Here is a 17,544-nt window from a genome sequence, read left to right as displayed (position 1 = left end):
GGTAATGTAATAGGTGGCCTGACCTTTAGCTGACGTTGTTGTGGGTATAAACAAATGAGAAGGAGACGTGAGATGAAATATCTAACCATCGCCTTTTTCGCTTTCCTGAGCCTGTCCCTAGCGCAGCAGCGGCCCGAGGAGATCATCAAGGGCCAGTGTGAAAAGGCCAGCGTGGTGGCCGAGCTGTGGCACGGCTTTACCGGTGGTGCCCCCAAGACCGCCCTGGAGAACCTGGTGGTGGAGTTCAACCGAACCCAAAACGGCCAGGTGTGCGTGCGCCCAATTGGGCAAGGCAACTACCGCGACCTCTCGACCAAGATCAAAGCCGCTTTTGCCAGCGGAAAAGTGCCGGCCATGGCCCAGGCCTTCGAGAACAACATGGCGCTGTACCTCGAGTCCGATGCTCTTACACCCATGGCCGCGCTGGGTATAGACCTGAAAGGGGTCAACCCCCTTTTTGTCAACGCGGTGACCTTTAACAAGCAGATCTACGGGGTTCCCTTCAACAAGAGCATCCAGGTTCTGTACTACAACCGCGATTTGCTCAAGAAGTACAACGCCAAGGTGCCCACCACCATCAACGCGTTCATAGCCACCGCCAAGCAAATCTCCCAGGGAGAAAAAGCCCCGGTCTACTTCTTCCAGCCCGACACCTCGACCTTCTCGTACTGGTTCTTCACCCTGGGCGGGAGCTACCTGCAAAACGGCAAGCTGGTGCTCAACTCGCCCAAGGCCGTCGAGACGCTCGAGCTCCTGGTGCAGGGGGTCAAGGAGGGCTGGGCCCGGCCCATTACCAGTGGCTTCATTAACGCCAACTTCGGCGTGGGGCCTTACGCCTTCTCCACCGATACCTCGGCGGGTTACAGCTTCTACCTGCAGGCGGCCAAATTCGACCTGGGCGTGGCCACCCTACCGGGCCGCACCGACAAGCAGCCCGGCTTCGGGTTGGTGCAGGGCACCAACCTGGTGGTCTTCAAGCGAGCCGACGAAAAAGAGAAAAAGGTCGCCGCCGACTTCTTGAAGTTCGTGATCTCGCCCAAGGTACAGGCGGTTTTCGGGGTCGCCACCAACTACGTGCCCGTCAACCTAGGCTCGGGCGCCGACCCTGTGGTAACCCAGTACATCAAACAGAACCCCGCCTTTGGTGTGGCTATCACCCAGGCCCGCTACGCCAAGTTTGAACCCGCCCTTTCGGATTGGGAGCAGATCCGCTTCGATATCCTGGGACAGGCCATCAAAGAGGCTGTGCTGGGCCAGGCCACCCCCAAGGCTGCGTTAGACAAGGCCCAGAAAGCTGCTGAGGACTTACTGGCCGGTCGCACCCGCTAAACCTCCCACCCCTGAGCTCAAACAGGAGTTGCGCGCTGCGCCTCACTACCGTGAGGCGCGCGTTTTATTGCATTCTTCAAATGCTGCTCACGTCTCAAGCCAGGCCGCTGACCTCCAGCACAAACAATCCATACATCACCAAGAACAGCATCCCTTCCCAGCTCGAGATGCGCCGATCCTGCACCAGCAGGTAGAACAACAGCGAAGCCCCCACCACAAAGGGCAGGGCGAAGCCGGTCAGCTCGGGCGGCGCTTTGACGGTGCCGTAGACCGCACCCGCCCCCACCACCACCAGCGCATTGAAAACGCAGGAACCCAGGATGTTCCCTACCGCCATGGAAGCCTTCCCCTGGCGTGCGGCAGTGAGGCTTACCACCAGCTCGGGCAGGGTCGTACCCAAAGCCAGCAACGTAACCGCCACGACGGCGTTTGGAACACCCAGGCCGGCCGCCAGCCCTTGTAGACTGCTCACCGTCCAGTCAGCCCCAAAGTAGACACCCACCGCGCTCAGCCCCACGATCAGGAGGTCGTGCCAGACCAGGGGGGCTCGAGCCTGCCCAGTCACTTTGCTGCTGCCTTCTTTGAGCAAATAGGCCACATACACCCCATACACCGCCAGCAAGCACAGCCCCTCCACCCGGCCCACCAGCCCGTCGAACATCACCACCCCCAGCACAAACGCCGCACCCACTAAAAAGTGCAGGTCAATGGCGATGTACGCCTCGCCCAGATATACCGGACGCAACACCGAAAACACCGCGCTCACACCCAAAATGAGCAGCAGGTTGGATGCATTGGCCCCCAGCACATTGCCGCTCACAATCTCCGAAACCCCCTGGTGCACCGAGAAAAGCCCGGTCACCAGCTCGGGCAGTGAGGTTCCCACCCCCACGATGATCACACCCACCATAAAGCTGGATAGCCCCACAGCGAGGCCAATGCGCTCCGATGACTGGGTGAGTAAGCGGGCTGCCCCCAGCAGCACGGCCAAGCTAGCAAGCAGGGTCAGAAACGAAATAGTCATTCTAGATTGGTTTCCACGGATACCCAGCGCAGCGGTTGGGTAAGCTCAACTACAGGGGGAAGCGTGAAGCACGCAATTCCCGGACTTTACCCATTCATGCCTGCTGTCACAAGCATACCAGACTCAAGGTAGGGGGGTTTTGGGAGGGGCGGTCGATCCCCGCACCACCAGCCGGCTGGGAAATTCCAGCAGCTGGTCTCGCACCGATTTGCCCTCGATGGCCTCGAGCAGCAAGCGCACCGCGGCCTCGGCAATATCGGCGATGGGATGAGCCACCGTCGTAAGCCCCGGTGGAACCAGGCTGGCCAGTGGGCTATCGTCGAAACCGGCGATGGAGATATCCGCCGGCACCTGCAATCCGCGCTCCTGTGCAGCCTCCATCACCCCAAAGGCCATCAGGTCGCTACCGGCAAAAATGGCCGTGGGCGGTGAGGGCCGCCCAAGCAGCGCTCGAGCCCCCTCCAGGCCCTTTCTGCGGGTAAAGTCGCCTGGCTGCACCAAGGTCTCATCCCAAAGCCCCGCCGCCCGCATCACCTCCCGGTAGGCCCGGTAGCGCTCCTTCGCCTGCCCCGAGTGCTCCGCCCCCCCAATAAAGCCAATCCGCCGGTGGCCCAGCGCAAGCAGGTGGTGCAAGAGCGCCACGGTGCCCTCGTAGTTCTCGCCCCGTACCACCGGAAGGTGGGTGGCTCCGCCAAAGTAATTGATGAGCACAATGGGAACCTGGCTTTGTTCAAGCGTACTCAGAAATTCACTGGCGCCGACCGGCACCACCAACAAAAGCCCATCGGCCATACCGCCCAGCAGGCTCTGGATGCGCTCACGCTCCCGCTGGGGGTCTCGAGATGTGGTGAACAGGCCCAGGTCGTAGCCGCACCGGCCCGCTGCATCGGCGGCGGCTCGAGCCAGCTCTGCAAAGTAGGGGCTGACCAGCTCCGGCACTACCATTCCCAGAATGCGGGTGGCCCCCCCGCGGAGCCGACGCGCCGCGGTGTTGGCCACATACCCCAGCAAAGCCGCCGCCCGCTGCACCTTTTCCTGGGTCTCGGGGGAAATGTGCCCCTTGCCGTTCAAGACCTTCGAGACTGTAACGGCAGAAACCCCTGCCAGTCGGGCAACATCCGCAAGGGTGGTTCGGGCACGAGGTCTCATAAACGCTAACTCAATATATTTTCATTCTTCTGTATTGACAAGCTTTTTGTGTTTAGGTTATCGTTTACCTAACTAAATCAAACAGGAGGTAGGCATGGCTTGACCCCACAGTCACCATACGGCTCGAGCTGGTTTTTGCAAGCAAAGGAGGCACCATGAACAAGCTGGCTTGGTTTTTCCTCGTGTTACTGATCACAGGCGGTCTGGCGCAAGGAGGCAACCCCACCTACACCCTTCGCTACAACCACGTCCTGGCCCCTACCCACCCGTTCCATGCCGCGTTTCAAAAGTGGGCCCAGCGGGTGGCCGCCCGCACCAATGGCGACCTGCAGATTTTGGTTTTCCACAGCGCCCAGCTAGGGGTTGAAGAAGACATCATCGAGCAGCTCCGGCGGGGCATCCCGGTCGGGCAGAACACCGACGCCGCGCGGATGGGCAACTATATCCGTGAAATGGCGGTGATCAACGCCCCCTACTTTCTACAGAACCCCGCCCAGGTAGAGCGTCTTAGCAAAACCCCATCGGTTCAGCGCTGGATCGATCAGCTCGCCTCACAGTACGGCATCCGGGTGCTCTGTATGAACTGGGTGCAGGGGGCCCGGCACTTCATGACCAACCGGCCCATCCGAACCCCGCAAGATCTAAGGGGCCTGCGCATCCGCACCCCCCCTGCGCCCATCTGGCAGGAATCGGTGCGGGCTTTGGGGGCCACCCCGGTCGCCCTGGCCTTCGGTGAGATCTACAGTGGCTTACAGCAGCGCGCCATTGACGGCGTGGAGCTGGTCTATCAGAACATCCTGGACATGAGCCTGAACGAGGTGCTGCGCTATGTAAACGAGACGCAACACATCCTGCTTGTCAACTTCCAGGTGGTAGGTGAGGCCTGGTTCCAGCGTCTACCCAAAAACTACCAGCAAATCCTGGTGGAAGAATGCGAGAGCGCTGGCCGGGGCGTCACCCTAGAAATCCAGGTGCAGACCGCCATGGCCCAGCGGGAGGTGCAGCGCAGGGGTATGACCATCGTAACCAACGTCAACCTCGAGGCCTTCCGGCAGGCCGGCCAGGCCGCCTACGAGCGCCTTGGCCTTCTGGATGCCCGCCGCAGGCTCTACGAGGAGATGGGCTTGCGCTAAAGCCAATCGCCCGGGCCGCTCTCGGCCCGGGTAAGCTTTGGGGGCTGTTGTGAGCACAGTGCATCGACTCGAAGAATCACTGGCCCTGGTCTTCCTTGCCATCGCAACCACCATGGTCTTCATAAGCGGTATCAGCCGCTTTCTGGGCCAACCCCTGGGCTGGAGCATCGACCTGGCGACCTTTTGCTTCGCCTGGGCGGTTTTCCTGGGGGCCGATGTGGCCTTCCGGCAGGATCGGCATGTGAGCGTAGAAATTTTTGTGCAGCGGCTCTCTAAACCCTGGCAACGGGCCATCAAACTGTTCAACCTGTGCCTGATCGCTTTGTTCCTGCTGGCGCTGCTGGTTTATGGCCTCGAGATGACCTATGCCACCCGCTTTCGCACCTTCCAGGGCATCCCAGAACTCAGCTACGCCTGGGTCACCCTGAGCGTACCGGTTGGCAGCCTGCTTTTACTGATTACAACCGTGGGCAAAATTAGGCAGCTTCTCAAGGAGAACCCGGCATGATCGTATCGCTTCTTATTTTCCTCGGGCTGTTGCTGCTGGGCATGCCGGTGGTGTTCGCCATTGGCATTGCGGGCTTCGTCTTTTTCCTGCTCACGCCCGGCCTCCAGCCGGTCATGCCGGTTCAGCTCGCGCTCTCGGAGACCCAGAACTTCGCCCTCCTTGCCATCCCCACCTTTATTCTGGCCGGCAATCTAATGAACGAAGCCGGGGTCACCCGGCGGCTGGTGCAGTTCGCCACCCTGCTCACCGGCCACCTGGCCGGCGGCCTGGGACAGGTCAGCGTGCTGGCCAGCACCCTGATGGGGGGGGTCTCGGGGTCGGCCATCGCCGATGCCAGTATGCAGGCCCGGGTGCTGGGGCCTGAGATGCAAAAAAGAGGCTACACCCCCGGCTTCATTGCCGCGTTGCAGGGCTTCACTGGCCTTTTGGCCGTGATGATTCCCCCCAGCATCGCCCTTATCCTGTACGGAAGCATCGGGCAGGTTTCCATCGGCCGCCTGTTTGCCGGTGGGATCGGCATAGGGCTTTTGCTGGCCCTGGTATTTATGCTGGTGGTGGCTTTCCTGGCTAAAAAACGCCAGTACCCCCGCGAGCGGGCCAGCCGAGCCCCCACGCGCGAGATCGCTTCCGCCTTTCTAGCCAGCTTCTGGGCCCTGATCTTCCCCTTGATCCTGCTCCTCACGCTACGGGGCGGGGTTTTCGTGCCGTCGGAGGTGGGCGCGGCCGCCTGCGTCTATGCCCTCATACTGGGCAGCGTGGTCTACAGGGAACTGGGGAAAGCCGGCCTGGTGCGCGCCCTAAAGCAGTCGGTGGCCGATATCGGCATGGTCTCCTTCCTGATCGCCTGCTCGGCCCTGATCGGCTATGCCATGAAGTGGGAGATGTGGCCCCAGAAGCTGGGGCAGTTTTTGGTGGGGCTACAGCTCGAGACCACCCTGGTGGTCCTGGCCGTGCTGCTGGCCCTGCTGGTCCTGGGCACCGTTCTGGATTCCACCGTGATGATCATCTTGACAACCCCCATACTGGTGCCGGCCATGAAGGCCCTGGGGGTCGATCTGGTGCACTTCGGGGTGCTGATGGCCCTTACCTGCGCCATAGGCTTGCTGACCCCACCCGTGGGTCTTTCGATGTACGCCGTCTGCTCGATTATGCGCTGCTCGGTTGCAGAGTATCTGCGCGAAGGCTGGCCGTTGCTGGTTGCGGTACTGGCGACCATCCTCGCAGCCCTTTTGTTCCCACCTTTGGTTACCACACTGCCCAACTTGCTTTTCCACAGGTGAAGTATGTCGCGTAGAATCGCCCTTGTCACCGGAGCCGCCCGAGGCATCGGAAAGGCCATCGCCGAAAGGCTCGCGGCCATGGGCCACCACGTGGTTGTGGCCGATCTGGATCTCGAGGCCGCCCAGCAAACCGCCCAGGCCATTGGGGGCACCGCGGGCCGCCTGGACGTTTCCAGCTACTCCGAAACGCAGACCTTCATGGCCCAGGTTTACGCCCAGCACGGGCGGCTGGACATCCTGGTCAACAACGCCGGCATTATCCGCCGTGGCAACCTGCTCAGCGTCAGCGAGGGGGACTGGGATAGGGTTATCGCGGTCAACCTCAAAGGCGCTTTCAACTGCGCCAAGCACGCCGCGCCGTACATGCTCAAAGGGGGCTGGGGCCGCATCGTCAACATCGTTTCGATCGCGGCCAAAACAGGGGACATCACCTCCGCACCGGGCTACGGCCCCTCAAAGGCCGGGGTGGTCAACCTCACCAAAACCCTGGCCCGGGAGCTGGCCCCCTATGGCATTACCGCCAATGCCGTGGCCCCCCATGCCATCGAGACCGAGATGAGCGCCCAGTGGAGCGAAGAAACCCGCCAGCGGGTGCTATCCGGGATTCCGCTGGGAAGGCTGGGCAAACCCCAGGAGGTCGCGGCAGCCGTGGCCTTTTTGGTCTCCGAAGAAGCAGGTTTTATCACCGGAGCCACACTGGATATCAACGGTGGGGCGCTTATGGACTGAGGAAGTAGCATGAAAGAACTGTTTGAACTGAACAAACGGGTGGCTCTGGTGACCGGCGGTACCGGGGGGTTGGGCCTGGAGATGGCCCGAGCCCTGAGGGAAGCCGGCGCTCAGGTGGCCCTTTTAGGCCGCAACCAGGAAAGCCTGCACTGCTGCGCCCGCGAGCTGGGGGCGCTGCCCGTGGTGGCCGATGTCGCCTCCGCCGAAGAGGCTCAGGGTGCGGTAAAGCAGGTTTTACACGAACTCGGGCGGGTGGATATCCTGGTGAACGCCGCAGGCACCCATGTGATCAAACCGTCCCTCGAGTTAAGCCCCGCCGAATGGCAGCGGGTGCTCGAGGTCAACCTGAGCGGCAGTTTCTTCATGGCCCAGGCGGTGGCCGGGCCCATGCGCGCCCAGGGTTATGGCCGGATCATCAACATCGGCTCGGTAATGAGCGCGCGGGGGCTACCCCGCAGGGCCGCCTATGCCGCCAGCAAAGGCGGGCTGGTCACCCTCACCTACACCCTGGCCCAGGAATGGGGGGAGTGGGGCATCCGGGTCAATGCCATCGCCCCCGGCTTTTTCCATACCCACATGACCGATGCGCTTTTTCAAGATGCCCTCTGGGTCGAGCGCCTGGAACAGCGCGTTGCCGTAAGGCGGGCCGGACAGCCGCGGGATCTGGCCGGCGCTGTCGTGTTCCTGGCCTCCCCAGCCTCCGAATATGTCAACGGGCACGTACTGTACGTGGACGGTGGCTTCACCACAGGAGAACCCTGGTGATGCAAGGCATTCCTGTGCAACAACTGCGCGAGCGGGTGGAACAGATCCTGATAAACCATGGCTTTACGCCGGAGAATGCTCTACCCATCGCAGAATCCCTGGTGCTGGCCGAGATGCGGGGGGTTGCCTCGCACGGCCTGATCCGACTGCCCATCTACCTCGAGCGCGCCCGGCTGGGCTCGGTAAAACCCCAAGCCCGGCCCGTGCTGCTGGCGGATTACCCGGCCCTGGCCTGGCTGGATGCCCAGGACGGCCACGGCATCCCCTCCGGCTTGCAGGCAATGGAGCTGGCCATCGAAAAAGCCCAGAAGGTGGGCCTGGCCGCCGTGGGGGTGCGGCGCTCGAGCCACTTTGGCCTGGCCTGGTACTTCGTGCGCAGGGCAGTGGAAAAGGGGCTGATCGGTGTGGCGCTCTCCAACGCCGATGCCCTGGTGGCCCCCTGGGGGGCGCGCGCTCGTTTTCTGGGCACCAACCCCCTGGCCGTGGGCATCCCGGCAATGGAGGAACCCCCCATCGCCCTGGACATGGCCACCAGCGAGGCAGCCCACGGGAAGATTCTGCTCGCCAAGTCCAGTGGAAAAACCATTCCCCTCAACTGGGCCCTCGATGCAGAGGGGCGGCCCACCGACGACCCCGACCGGGCCCTGGCCGGTGCCCTGCTTCCCTTTGGGGGGCCCAAGGGATCGGCCATCAGCCTGATCATCGACATACTGTGCGGCCCACTGGTGGGCGCCCTGATCGGCCCCGAGATCGCCCCGCTCTACACCGCCCCCGAACGCCCCCAGGGCCTGGGCCATTTCTTCATGGCCCTGAACCCGGCTGTTTTTGGTGACGCGGAGCAGTTTAGAAGGCAGGTAGACGCGTACATTCGCAGGGTTCGGGCCCTGCCCCCCGCAGAGAACGTAGATCGGGTTCTGCTGCCAGGCGAACGCGAGTGGCTCCTCGAGCAGAAAGCCCTGCAGGAGGGCCTATCTCTAAGCCCAGAGGCCGCCAAAGCGGTGGGCCTCTAATACCGGTTCCAAAGGAAAGCCCTCACAGAGGCCATCTTTGGAGTTCTAATACCGGATGCAAAAAGATAGTCTCCACCCACGATTCGGAAATCCAGGGGAAGGGGAATTCGAACCTGTCCAAGGGTGTATCAAGGTCTCTGGCTGGCCGCAAGGGCTCGAGGCTGGAACTGGTTGTAAAGGGCCCTGGCAATAAAACCCCCACCCAAGAGCCGCTCCCCCTGGTAGAAGACCGCCGACTGGCCTGGGGTGACAGCGAATTGGGGCTCTTCCAGCCGGATGACCATCCGCCCTGCTTCCATCGCCTCCACCCAGGCCGGCACCGGTCGGGTGCGGTAGCGCACCTGCACCTCGAGGCGCTCGGGCAAGTTCTGCGCCTCGACCAGCAGGTTGACCTGGTGGACCTCGAGGCCGCCCCACATACAGGCCTCCCTGGGCCCCACGATCACCTCGTTGGTGGTGGCATTCACCTGCACCACGTAGCGCTCGAGGTGGCTCTTCCACAGACCCAGGCCCTTTTTCTGGCCCACCGTGTAGAACTGTGCCCCACTATGCTCGCCAATCTGCCGACCGGTCTCGAGGTCAATCAGCGGTCCCGGACGGGCTGTGAGGTGCTGGGCCAGGAAGTCCTTCAGGTCGCCCTGCACAAAGCAGATGTTCTGGCTCTCGGGCTTTTTGGCGGTGGGCAGACCATACTTCTCGGCCAGGGCCCGCACCTGGGGCTTTTCCAGGTGCCCCACCGGAAAGAGCATATGGGGAATGGCCTCTTTGGGCGTGCCCCACAAAAAGTAGGTCTGATCCTTCTTGGGGTCGCCCCGGTACAGCCCCCCGTCGCGGTTGATGACGTAGTGCCCGGTTGCTACATAATCGCAGCCCAGCATCCGGGCTTTCTTCAAAAGCGAGTCGAACTTGACGCGGGTGTTGCAGCTCACGCAGGGGTTGGGGGTCTCGCCGGCCTGGTAGCCCGCGATAAAGGGGTTGATGATTTTTTCCTGAAACTCCTCGCGGTAGTCGAGCAGGTAAAAGGGAATACCGATAATATCGGCCACCCGCCGGGCCTCGTAGGCAGCGTCGGGCGAGCAGCAGGTCTCGAAGCAGTCGTCCTTTTTGTTGTCGGGCCAGAAGCGCATCATAGCCCCGATGACCTCGTAGCCCTGTTCCTTGAGCAAAGCCGCGCTTACCGAGGAGTCCACCCCCCCGCTCATGGCCGCCAGTACACGCTTACCCATATCAAGGGAGCCTCGAGGCTCCTAAACTAGTGTACCCGATGGCTTTAGGATTTAAAGCACACTTCCCCTGACCGCACCTCCGCCCTTGTTGACAGCTTGCACCGCCTGTGTTAACCTACAGGACGCATTTGGTGGTACTCACCGGTGCGTAAGGGCGCGTAGCTCAGTTGGATAGAGCGACTGACTACGGATCAGTAGGTCGTGGGTTCGAATCCTGCCGCGCCCGCCAGGTAAAAAGCACGGAGTTAACCAGCTCCGTGCCTTTTTATTTTCGCCACTCTTCCAGGCGCTCCCGCAGCTCGCGGGCATAGCGGGGGTTGCGCCCGCCCCCTAGGGCCGCCAGCCCACCGATCAGCAAAAAAGCCAGGCTCACCGGGATGGGCTTGATCAGGAAGGCCGCCAGCACAGCACCCACCAGCAGACCCAGGCCCACGCGGATACGCCCGGTCAGCAAGCCTCGCACCGAGAGAAAGGCCAGCATACCAGGAAAAAGCCACAACAGCAGCCGCAGCAGCAGCACCGCGCCTTCGGTCATGGAGTTATGGTAGCAGAGCTTTATACCAGACTCGGTTGGTTCGGTGCCGGAAGGCAGCGAACCAACCCATGCGCTTTCTTCGCCGAGCGCTGCGAGGGGTGTACTCTAGGATGCAAAAAGATAGCCCCTGGAGATCTTCGCCCTCGATGACTATCTTTTTGAATCCGGCATTACGAGCCAATGCCCCAGACCAGCAAAGCCCCCAGATCTTCGGCGGGAACCGGCCAGCCCAGGATGTGTCCCTGACCGTGGTCGGCGCCCAGTTCTTTCATGCGGGTAAGCTGAGACTGTTCCTCCAAACCTTTGGCTACCGCTTTAGCACCCACAGCGTGCACCATATCGATGGCCGCTTTGGCCAGCATGGCGTTTTCCGAAACCGATAGGGCCGGGTTAAGCTTGATCCAGTCGATGGGCAGCCGCTTGAGCTGGGTGAGCGGAATAGGGTTGGAACCAAAGTTGTCGAGGGCCACCAGAACGCCCAGGTGTTTGAGGATCTCGAGGCTACGGCTGGTGGTCTCGAGGTCGCTTAGGATGGCCTCCTCGCGCAGCTCCACAATAAGCGTATCAGCGGGGAGGCGCTTAGCCGAGAGCATCTCTTGTAGCACACTGGGGAAGTTTGGATCGATAAGGGTTTCGGTGGAGACGTTAATACTGAAGCGGGCGTTAACCCCAGAAGGCCTCCAGAGGGCGGCTTGCTCGAGCACTTTTTCCAGGGCCCAGCGATCTTGGGCACTCATCAAGCCCACCTGCTCGGCCAGAGGTAAAAACTCCCCGGCCTGGTGCAGCCCTTTGGGCCTAGGCCAGCGGGCCAGGGCCTCCACAGCCACCAGCTCGAGGTCGCTCAGGTTAAACACCGGCTGGAAGTGCAAGGTCAAGCCGTCCTGCGAAATGGCCTCCTGCAACTCAGCAGCCCCAGGGGTCAGCAAGCGGATACCTCCACCCGCCTCGAGGGATGCCTGGCAAGCCTGCTCGGCCTGATTCCAGAGGCCTTCCACAGTCGTGGCGTCTTGGGGATACATCGCGATCCCAATGCCCACCTTTAGGCCCGATAGGGCAGCCCGCAAACGGCCCAGCAAGCGATGCGCCACCCGGCTGGCCCCAGCCGTCCAGCGCACCTCGGATAGCAGCAGGGCAAAGCCCTGTTCACCCAGGTAAGCCAGCGAGTCGCTCTGGCGCAGGGTGTAGGCAATCTCCCGGGCGGCTCGTTCGGTCTGGGCCTTGTTCATCCCGTCAATCTGAATGCGCATCAAGGCCAGCGAGCGCTCATACCGTTGCGCCATCGAGAGGGCCTGGGCCAGATTGAGTTCAAACTCGCTGCGCCGAACCGCCAGCGACTTACGCTCGGGGGTCTGGATTTTAATCTCGTCTTTGAGCGGGCGCAGAATACGCTCAATCACCTGGGCCACGGCCAGGGCCAGGGTCTCGTCGGCGTTGCTCCACTTACGTGGCTGCATGCTTTCAATCCATACCACACCCCGCAACCCCCCTTCCCCGTGCAGAACCGCCTGCAATACCGCCCCCAGGCCACGGCCGATCAGGATGTCGCGCAACTCGTTCATACGGGCATCCTGCCGAGCGTCGTCGGCAGCAATCAGCAGGTTGCGCTCGAGCACCTGAAAATAAACCGGGTGGCGCTCGGGTTGTAGCTCATCGGGCAGGGCGGCTTCGGGGTACTGTCCAATTGGTTTGAGGGTACGCCCACTGCCATCCCGCAACCACAAACAAAGACCTTTGAGGCCCAGCGAGATCAGCATCTCCCCCAGCCTGGGCAGGGCTTCCTCCACGCTAGCGAACCGCTGCTGGGTGATCTCGAGCAGCGAGCGCTGCCAGGTTTCCTTGGGCATGGGGTTGACGGCCACGCCCTGAGACTCCACCAACAAGGACTGAAGGGCTTCAATCAGAGCCAGCTTGGCGCGTTCGTTTAGATTGTAGCCTTTTTGCCCGATATGCAGGCGGGGTGCAGCCCAGACCAAACGACTGCTCACCCAGGACTCACCGGTGAGTAGGTTGAGCAAAAGCTCCTGGGCTTCCTGGGGTTTGAGCACCACGCCCCCCGCCCCTCCAAGGCGAATAGCCATACCAGAGGGTAAATCCTGGTGCTCAATCAGGAGCGTGGCCCCTTCGATGGAGAGCGGTGCGAATAGTTTCCAGCTAACTTCGTTCACCAATTCCAATCCTTTCTTTGGGGGCTCTAAGAAGCCACAATTCTAATGTACCAAGCGGTGTGCAGGGGCGCATGGTTATTCATCACCAAACCAGCCGTTAACAAGCCCGTGCAGATTACGCCCCAGACTGAACCACCCGGAGTCCGCCCGGAATCATCCGCACCCGGTACTCCTGGCTGGGCTCGAGCAACTCCCCATCGGAGTGGGCCGGAACCGGACGATCGAAGCGAACAACGAACTCGGCTCCGCGGAAGAAGTGCAGGCGGGGGTGGTGCACGTGTTTGCCCATGATCAACTGCGGCAAAATCCCCACCACCCCCAGGCGGCTGAAGGGGCCGGCCACCGCAACCGAAATCAGTCCATCGGTGGGCACCGCATCCGGTACGATGGGAATACCCCCCCCGTAGGTCGAGCCGTTCATAAGGGCCACCAGCAGGCTGGGGCCCTGATAGAGAACCTGGTTATCCTGGATGAGCTCGAGGTTGGGTAGCTCAAGCTCTTTTAGCACGGCGAAAATCGAGTACAAGTAGCGGGGCATTCCCCGTAAAAAGGTAGGGGCGGAAAGCGCTTTGCGGGCCACTGCGGCATCGAAGCCAATGCCCAGGCTGGCCCCGAAAGGCCGGTGGTTGACCACGCCCAGATCCACGCTGCGCACAGTTCCGTGCAGGGCGGTGTGCAAGGCAGCCTCGAGGGGCAGTTTGTGTAACCCCACCATGCGGGCAAAGTCATTGCCGCTACCGATGGGCACCACCCCAATGGCCTTATCCGATCCAGCGATACCGCGCAGTACCTCGTGCACCGTGCCATCCCCTCCCACCGCTACCACCCGGCTACCGGGCGCGGCCCTCTGGGCGATCTGGGTTGCATGACCTGGGGCCTGGGTAACCACGATTTCCGCGTCGGAGGGCCGGGCCTGCCGGACAATAGCGGCCTCGAGCTGCCGCAGCATCTGGCCCACCCGCCCCCGCCCCGCCGCTGGATTGATGACAAAGGTCGTATGGTTCTTCATTGTGTTTCCCCTGATTCTAGCAAAGGCCAACGTTGTACAATACGAGTATTCGAAGGAGGTTGTCGTTCGCTGCTCGCAAAGGAAGGTTCTATGAACCGGCCCGTGGCACAATCCCACCTATCGCAGCTCGCCGAGTTGCTCTGCTGGATGGACGAGGCGCCCGAGCGTCGCTCGCTGGCCCCCGAGGCCCGCACCCCCGAAGGCTTGTGGTGGGAGGTGCTGGCCGGCGAGAGCGACAAAGCCTGGGTCTGGATTGAAGCAGGCCGGGTGCAGGGGTACGGCGCCCTGGTGCCCTTCTGGGAAGGAGCGGCCCTGGAGGGCCCCATAATCCGTGGGGGCGATGGCAGGGCGCTGTTGGAGCATCTGGTCAAAAAAGCCCGTCAGGAAGGTTTTTCGACGCTCTACGCCTTTCCCGAAGCCTGCAACCGCCAGGCTCGAGGCCTGCTGGAGCAGATGGGCTTCTCCGCCGAACACACCACCTACTTCTACTGCATCCAGCGCACCGATCTGGCCTATCCCGTTCCAGCCGGCTACAAGATTGAGCGGGCCGAACCCTGCGATCCCCAAACCTACCGCAACCTGTACAGCCGCGCCGAGGATGGTTGGAGCCTACGGTTGCACTGGACCGATGAAGAGCTGCGCCAGCACTTTATTGGTTCGGAGGTCGAGCTATTCATGGCCTATGCCGATGCCACCGGGGAACCTGTAGGTATGGCCGAGCTCGAGCTCGACGATACCCGGGCCGAGATCGCCTACATTGGGGTGGTGCCGGAGGCCCGGGGCAAGGGCTTGGGGCGGGCGCTGTTGGGGGCTGCTGCCGAATGGGCCTTTGCCAATCCGCACATCGAGACCCTGCAGGTGCGCGCCCACGACCACGAAAAAGCCGCCCAGGCCCTTTACGAACGCCTGGGCTTCAAACAGACCAGCGCTGTTGTGACCTACGCGCTCGAGCTTTACTAAATACCAGATTCGGTTAGTTCGGCGCGGAAGGCAGCGAACCAGCCCGACCGAAGGGGTACGCTTTCCTCGCCGAGCGCAGCGAGGGGTGTGCTCTAGGATTCGAAAAGATGGCCTCTGGAGGTCTTTGCTTTGGATGACCATCTTTTTGAATCCAGGGCCTTGATCAGGGCCGCCCGGCCCGGGCGCTGGAGCGGGGTGTACAGCGCAAACGGCAGCTCCAGCGAAAGCAGCGGAATGCCAAGGCTCAGGCAATCGAGTACAGGGCACCTGTGGATGCGGGTTCCCGCGACCATCAGACGTGCAGGGCGTAGCGCTCAAAGGCCTGGGGATCAAAGCGGCACCCGGCCAGGTCTTCCCAGTATAACCAGCCTTCCCTAAGGGGAGGAAAGCTACAAAAACCCCCCTCGGCCTTAAGGTGGAAGGCCAGCTCACAAGGCTCGCTCACCCCTTCCTGAAAGGCCATCAGCGCGGTCTGGTAAGCCCCAAAGCTGGAAAGGGCCTGTGAGCCCACCATGGCCTTTTTACCCTCGGCACGGTTCAGGGCCAGCATCTGTAGGGTCTGGGTGTAGCCGGTGCGGGCGGGCTTGAGGTTGAGGATATCGAAGGTATCGAGCTGAAGCTCGCGCCACAGGTCGCGCAGCGTAAAGGCCGAGTCGTCGGCAATTAGGGGCAGGATGGCAGCCCGGCGCAGGCGCTGGCGGGCCCGCACCTCACCCACCGGCAGGGGTTCTTCCACGTAGGCAAGCCCAGCTTCAGACCACCTTTGCAGATAGGCCGGGGCCTCCTCGGGGGAAAGGGTTTCGTTGGCATCTGCGTACAGGGCCACATCAGGGAAGCTTTCCTTGAGGGCCGCTATACGCGATAGGTCGCCTTGCAAATCGCGCCCCACCTTGACCTTCAGCACCCGAACCCCGGCGGCGTAGGCCGTTTGGGCATCGGCCAGCATCTCCGCCTCGTCGGCAATGCCCAGAATGTAGCTGACCCGCACCCTGGGGTGGTGCGGCTCGAAGACCTGCCACAGGGTCTGCCCTTCGCTATGAGCCCAGGCCTCCCACAGGGCAATGTCCAGCCCCGCTTTGGCGGTGGGGTTGTTGGGGAAGTTGCCCAAGACCTTCTGGATGGCCTCGGTGTCCTCCACCTCGAGGCCCACCAGCTGCGGCGACAGGTAGTCCAGCGCCGCCAGTACGGTGCCCAAGGTTTCGCCGTAAATGGTGGGCCGGGGCGGAATCTCCGCACGGCCTATCGAGCCGTCGGAAAGCTCAACCTCGAGCAAAACGTGCTCCAAAGCTGACAGCTCCGAGGCCCGGCCCCAGCGCAAAGCCCCCCTCAGGGGCAGGCGAAACGGGCGGGGAATGATTCGCCGTATGCTAGGCATGGATCTGCTCCACAAAGGCCCGGATGGCCGCTGCTTCTTCGGCCAGGCCAAGGGTTTCGGTGTTTAGAAACAGGGCCCTTGGCGAGCCCTGGAGCGCCCGGCGCACGCCATCGGGGTTGTAGTTTTTGCGCTCCTCGGCCACAATCTTGAGCTTGGCGGTCAACTCTGGCACAGAAACGTTCCAACTCAAAGCCTCTTCCAGCTCATCCTCGCTCAGCACCCCCCGGGCCAGCTCACGCAGGTTGGTCAGGTCATCCTGCTCAACCCGCACCCGGTCGAAGGCATCCCCCCGTGTCAGGAGGCGTGAAAGGCGGGTCAGGTCGCGGGCCTCCAGCACCACAAAGCGGCTTAGGGGCAGATGGCTCAAGGCAAAGCTGACCTCCGCTTCGCCGCGCAAACCATCGAACAACAGGGGCCAGGCCGGCAGGGCACGGCTGTTGAGCAGAATCTCCGCCACCCCACCAGGGTGCTCCTGGCGAAAGCGCCGGGTCAGGGCAAAGCGTTCGCTGCGATCCAGCTGCTTTTCCGCACAGCCGTACAAGGGAAACACGTAACGGTCGACCAGCTCTCTGCGGTCGGGCAGGGTGGGGTAACCCAGGTGCTCGAGCAGGCTGGTTTTGCCCACACCGGTCAGGCCCACCAGAATCAGCAGGGGCATTTCAGCCAGCCGGCGGCTCTGTTCGGGCGCGTCCTGGCCCGGCAGGTATAGATTGGCTCGGGGGATACGCTCACTCATGCTGTTCTAGTCTACGCCGAGTCGGGTAGCATGGAGCGGTGGATGTTCTTAACCTTTACAAAGAAACCGGGGCTTTATTGGAGGGCCACTTTTTGCTGCGTTCGGGCCGGCACTCCCCCAAATTTCTTCAATCCACCACCCTGCTCCAGCACCCCCTATACGCCGAGGCGGTGGGGCAGGCCATGGGCGAGCTTTTCGATACGCTCGAGCTCGACTTTGTAATAGGCCCCGCCATGGGGGGTGTTGTCCTGGCCTTTGTAACCGCCAAAGCCCTGGGGGTGCGGGCCCTTTTCGCCGAAAAGGACGGCCAAGGGGGTATGCGGGTGCGCGAAGGGCTGACCATTCACCCCGGCGAGCGCTTCCTGGCCGTAGAAGACGTGGTCACCACCGGGGGCTCGGTGCAGCAGGCCATCCAGGCCGCCGAGGCCAAAGGCGCGCGTTGTGTGGCAGTGGGGGCTATCGTAGACCGCAGCGCAGGCCGGGCCGAGTTTAGCGTGCCCTACCGCTCTTTAGTACAACTCGACTTTCCCACCTATGCCCCCGAAACCTGTCCGCTGTGCCAGCGGGGTGAGCCCTTACAGGAAGTCTAGGCAGACTTGGTAGGCTAAGGC

General features: G+C 62.1%; 17 protein-coding genes and 1 tRNA gene. 10 read left to right on the top strand and 8 right to left on the bottom strand.

The genetic code is table 11. The features are described from left to right. Positions 1-72: 72 nt before the first annotated feature. Positions 73-1,329, top strand: a complete 1,257-nt coding sequence (locus MTAI_RS02965) for an ABC transporter substrate-binding protein (RefSeq protein ID WP_027887381.1) — start codon at positions 73-75, stop codon at positions 1,327-1,329. A gap of 94 nt (positions 1,330-1,423) precedes the next feature. Here the strand turns inward: MTAI_RS02965 and MTAI_RS02960 are convergent, their stop codons facing one another. Then, complete coding sequence (locus MTAI_RS02960; protein ID WP_027887380.1) at positions 1,424-2,353, bottom strand: sodium:calcium antiporter; 930 nt, start codon at positions 2,351-2,353, stop codon at positions 1,424-1,426. A 123-nt stretch (positions 2,354-2,476) separates the two neighbouring features. Continuing rightward, a complete protein-coding gene (locus MTAI_RS02955; protein ID WP_027887379.1) occupies positions 2,477-3,502 on the bottom strand; it encodes a LacI family DNA-binding transcriptional regulator in 1,026 nt (341 codons plus the stop codon). A 155-nt stretch (positions 3,503-3,657) separates the two neighbouring features. Here MTAI_RS02955 and MTAI_RS02950 point away from each other — a divergent pair, with 155 nt between their 5' ends. The 6 genes from MTAI_RS02950 to MTAI_RS02925 are packed head-to-tail and all read left to right on the top strand — an operon-like array spanning position 3,658 to position 8,927. Then, positions 3,658-4,635, top strand: coding sequence for a C4-dicarboxylate TRAP transporter substrate-binding protein (locus MTAI_RS02950; RefSeq protein ID WP_027887378.1), 978 nt, complete (start codon positions 3,658-3,660; stop codon positions 4,633-4,635). A 49-nt stretch (positions 4,636-4,684) separates the two neighbouring features. After that, positions 4,685-5,143 carry a TRAP transporter small permease gene (locus MTAI_RS02945; RefSeq protein ID WP_027887377.1) on the top strand — a complete coding sequence of 153 codons (459 nt, stop codon included), beginning with the start codon at positions 4,685-4,687 and terminating at the stop codon, positions 5,141-5,143. Then, a complete protein-coding gene (locus MTAI_RS02940; RefSeq protein ID WP_027887376.1) occupies positions 5,140-6,423 on the top strand; it encodes a TRAP transporter large permease in 1,284 nt (427 codons plus the stop codon). Before MTAI_RS02945 ends, MTAI_RS02940 begins: the two co-directional genes overlap by 4 nt. A gap of 3 nt (positions 6,424-6,426) precedes the next feature. Further along, positions 6,427-7,152, top strand: coding sequence for an SDR family NAD(P)-dependent oxidoreductase (locus MTAI_RS02935; RefSeq protein WP_027887375.1), 726 nt, complete (start codon positions 6,427-6,429; stop codon positions 7,150-7,152). A gap of 9 nt (positions 7,153-7,161) precedes the next feature. Continuing rightward, complete coding sequence (locus MTAI_RS02930; protein ID WP_027887374.1) at positions 7,162-7,917, top strand: SDR family NAD(P)-dependent oxidoreductase; 756 nt, start codon at positions 7,162-7,164, stop codon at positions 7,915-7,917. Continuing rightward, complete coding sequence (locus tag MTAI_RS02925; RefSeq protein ID WP_027887373.1) at positions 7,917-8,927, top strand: Ldh family oxidoreductase; 1,011 nt, start codon at positions 7,917-7,919, stop codon at positions 8,925-8,927. The genes MTAI_RS02930 and MTAI_RS02925 overlap by 1 nt, the downstream gene beginning before the upstream one ends. A gap of 128 nt (positions 8,928-9,055) precedes the next feature. Here the strand turns inward: MTAI_RS02925 and mnmA are convergent, their stop codons facing one another. Continuing rightward, the gene (mnmA, locus tag MTAI_RS02920) at positions 9,056-10,153 is read right to left on the bottom strand and encodes a tRNA 2-thiouridine(34) synthase MnmA (RefSeq protein WP_027887372.1); all 1,098 of its coding nucleotides are present in this window, start codon (positions 10,151-10,153) and stop codon (positions 9,056-9,058) included. A gap of 152 nt (positions 10,154-10,305) precedes the next feature. Here mnmA and MTAI_RS02915 point away from each other — a divergent pair. Continuing rightward, positions 10,306-10,382, top strand: a tRNA-Arg gene (locus MTAI_RS02915). A gap of 36 nt (positions 10,383-10,418) precedes the next feature. Here MTAI_RS02915 and MTAI_RS02910 read toward each other — a convergent pair. The 3 genes from MTAI_RS02910 to MTAI_RS02900 form a co-directional block, all read right to left on the bottom strand. Next, positions 10,419-10,688 carry a hypothetical protein gene (locus MTAI_RS02910; protein ID WP_027887371.1) on the bottom strand — a complete coding sequence of 90 codons (270 nt, stop codon included), beginning with the start codon at positions 10,686-10,688 and terminating at the stop codon, positions 10,419-10,421. A gap of 170 nt (positions 10,689-10,858) precedes the next feature. After that, positions 10,859-12,853, bottom strand: a complete 1,995-nt coding sequence (locus MTAI_RS02905) for a GGDEF domain-containing phosphodiesterase (RefSeq protein WP_043982253.1) — start codon at positions 12,851-12,853, stop codon at positions 10,859-10,861. A gap of 115 nt (positions 12,854-12,968) precedes the next feature. Then, the gene (locus tag MTAI_RS02900; protein ID WP_027887369.1) at positions 12,969-13,862 is read right to left on the bottom strand and encodes a diacylglycerol/lipid kinase family protein; all 894 of its coding nucleotides are present in this window, start codon (positions 13,860-13,862) and stop codon (positions 12,969-12,971) included. Between the two features lie 90 nt (positions 13,863-13,952). On the opposite strand from MTAI_RS02900, the gene MTAI_RS02895 reads away from it, so the two are divergent. Beyond that, positions 13,953-14,822, top strand: a complete 870-nt coding sequence (locus MTAI_RS02895; RefSeq protein ID WP_027887368.1) for a GNAT family N-acetyltransferase — start codon at positions 13,953-13,955, stop codon at positions 14,820-14,822. A gap of 292 nt (positions 14,823-15,114) precedes the next feature. On the opposite strand, the gene MTAI_RS02890 is transcribed toward MTAI_RS02895, so the two are convergent. Continuing rightward, positions 15,115-16,197: an enolase C-terminal domain-like protein gene (locus tag MTAI_RS02890; RefSeq protein WP_027887367.1), complete on the bottom strand. Its 1,083-nt coding sequence runs from the start codon at positions 16,195-16,197 to the stop codon at positions 15,115-15,117. Continuing rightward, entirely contained in the window at positions 16,190-16,933 is a 744-nt protein-coding gene (locus MTAI_RS02885; RefSeq protein WP_027887366.1) for a DEAD/DEAH box helicase family protein, read from the bottom strand. Before MTAI_RS02885 ends, MTAI_RS02890 begins: the two co-directional genes overlap by 8 nt. A 38-nt stretch (positions 16,934-16,971) precedes the next feature. Here MTAI_RS02885 and pyrE point away from each other — a divergent pair, with 38 nt between their 5' ends. Continuing rightward, the gene (gene pyrE, locus MTAI_RS02880; RefSeq protein ID WP_027887365.1) at positions 16,972-17,523 is read left to right on the top strand and encodes an orotate phosphoribosyltransferase; all 552 of its coding nucleotides are present in this window, start codon (positions 16,972-16,974) and stop codon (positions 17,521-17,523) included. The last annotated feature ends 21 nt before the right edge of the window (positions 17,524-17,544 follow it).

Source organism: Meiothermus taiwanensis WR-220 (assembly GCF_003568585.1).
GTDB lineage: Bacteria > Deinococcota > Deinococci > Deinococcales > Thermaceae > Meiothermus > Meiothermus taiwanensis.
Note: the sequence above shows the minus strand (reverse complement) of the source record. Positions and strands in the feature narration are given on the sequence as shown.